The following is a 681-nucleotide window of genomic DNA, read 5'->3' on the forward strand; positions in this document are numbered from 1 at the left end:
TGAGCTGAACTTCGCAAAAGTGCCAAACTCGGTCATTCAGTACAAATAATATCTTGTTAGGCTGGTTTAGGAATTTGATAAATATCTCGGCTCAAACCATCATTAAAACACTCTCGTCTAGTTTTTTTACCACCAAGTTTTTCTACCAATGCTCGGGCTGCAATGTTTTCATCATTCATATAGGTTTCAACTATATCCCAATTAAACTCGTTATACGCATGTAGCAAAGCTGCATTTGATGCTTCTGTTGCAATTCCTTGTCCTCGCCCTTCAGGTGTTATCCACCAAGTCAGTTCTTTCGGCCAATCATTTCCTTGCCAAAAGCCACATGTCCCAATGTAATTGTTATCTGATTTCCGTTTGATTACCCAAACACCGAAACCTAGCAAGTACCAAGATCCAATATCAGCCTTTAATCTAGCCCATACTGACTCTTTTCCTATTGGTCCACCGTAAGCTTTTGAGGCATCTGCATCAGTATAGAATTTTTCATATACGTCAAAACAATCTACGCTTGGTGGAACTAGTTTTAGTCTTTCTGTCTCAATTGTTGGAATCATAATTTTAAAGTAAGCCTCACAATTAAATGGCGCGCAAGTTGCTCATTTTTCTGAATTGAACATTTTTATCAGAGTTATTAAATTATTACTAGAGAAAGAAGTAACTTCTCAAAAAGCAGTG

1 protein-coding gene is annotated in these 681 nt (G+C 37.4%); it reads right to left on the minus strand.

Features of this window, described 5'->3' with window-relative positions:
• Window positions 1-56: 56 nt before the first annotated feature.
• Window positions 57-560 carry a GNAT family N-acetyltransferase gene (locus CJF42_RS26075; protein WP_095369383.1) on the minus strand — a complete coding sequence of 168 codons (504 nt, stop codon included), beginning with the start codon at window positions 558-560 and terminating at the stop codon, window positions 57-59.
• Window positions 561-681: the final 121 nt, after the last annotated feature.

It is taken from the genome of Pseudoalteromonas sp. NBT06-2, assembly GCF_002276045.1.
GTDB lineage: Bacteria > Pseudomonadota > Gammaproteobacteria > Enterobacterales > Alteromonadaceae > Pseudoalteromonas.

Bases quoted from the DNA above. Each gene is read 5' to 3' on its own strand.
- CJF42_RS26075 (WP_095369383.1), bottom strand. From the start codon at position 560: ATGATTCCAACAATTGAGACAGAAAGACTAAAACTAGTTCCACCAAGC.